Below are 1199 nucleotides of genomic sequence, written 5' to 3'. Positions count from 1 at the left end.
GGTGTGTTGTTTCAGATACCGCACAGTGGACGCGTAACACCTTCGTTGGTAAGCCCTCGGCCTATTAGTACCGGTCACCTCCACACATTACTGCGCTTCCAGCTCCGGCCTATCAACCCAATGATCTGTTGGGGACCTTACCCCCTTCAAGGGGTGAGAAACCTCATCTTGGAACAGGCTTCCCGCTTAGATGCTTTCAGCGGTTATCCCTTCCGAACGTAGCCAACCAGCCATGCCCCTGGCGGAACAACTGGCACACCAGAGGTTCGTCCGTCCCGGTCCTCTCGTACTAGGGACAGCCTTCCTCAAGTTTCTAACGCGCGCGGCGGATAGAGACCGAACTGTCTCACGACGTTCTAAACCCAGCTCGCGTGCCGCTTTAATGGGCGAACAGCCCAACCCTTGGGACCTACTCCAGCCCCAGGATGCGACGAGCCGACATCGAGGTGCCAAACCATCCCGTCGATATGGACTCTTGGGGAAGATCAGCCTGTTATCCCCGGGGTACCTTTTATCCGTTGAGCGACACCGCTTCCACATGCCGGTGCCGGATCACTAGTCCCGACTTTCGTCCCTGCTCGACATGTCTGTCTCACAGTCAAGCTCCCTTGTGCACTTACACTCAACACCTGATTACCAACCAGGCCGAGGGAACCTTTGGGCGCCTCCGTTACACTTTAGGAGGCAACCGCCCCAGTTAAACTACCCACCAGGCACTGTCCCTGAACCGGATCACGGTCCGAGGTTAGAAGTCCAATACGACCAGAGTGGTATTTCAACGACGACTCCCACGACACTAGCGTGCCGCTTTCACAGTCTCCCACCTATCCTACACAAACCGTACCGAACACCAATACCAAGCTATAGTGAAGGTCCCGGGGTCTTTTCGTCCTGCCGCGCGTAACGAGCATCTTTACTCGTAATGCAATTTCGCCGAGTCTGTGGTGGAGACAGCAGAGAAGTCGTTACGCCATTCGTGCAGGTCGGAACTTACCCGACAAGGAATTTCGCTACCTTAGGATGGTTATAGTTACCACCGCCGTTTACCGGGGCTTAAATTCTCAGCTTCGCGCCCAAGGGCGCTAACCGGTCCTCTTAACCTTCCGGCACCGGGCAGGCGTCAGTCCGTATACCTCGTCTTACGACTTCGCACGGACCTGTGTTTTTAGTAAACAGTCGCTTCTCTCTGGTCTCTGCGA

1 rRNA gene is annotated in these 1199 nt (G+C 55.5%); it reads right to left on the bottom strand.

Annotation, left to right across the window (positions count from 1 at the left end):
* Positions 1-44 precede the first annotated feature (44 nt).
* Positions 45-1199: ribosomal RNA gene (locus ON41_RS07950) — 23S ribosomal RNA — on the bottom strand; the annotation flags it as partial.

Source organism: Nocardia transvalensis NBRC 15921 (assembly GCF_000308875.1).
In the GTDB taxonomy this organism is placed as follows: Bacteria; Actinomycetota; Actinomycetes; order Mycobacteriales; family Mycobacteriaceae; genus Nocardia; species Nocardia transvalensis.
This window is presented reverse-complemented; position numbering and strand designations above follow the sequence as displayed.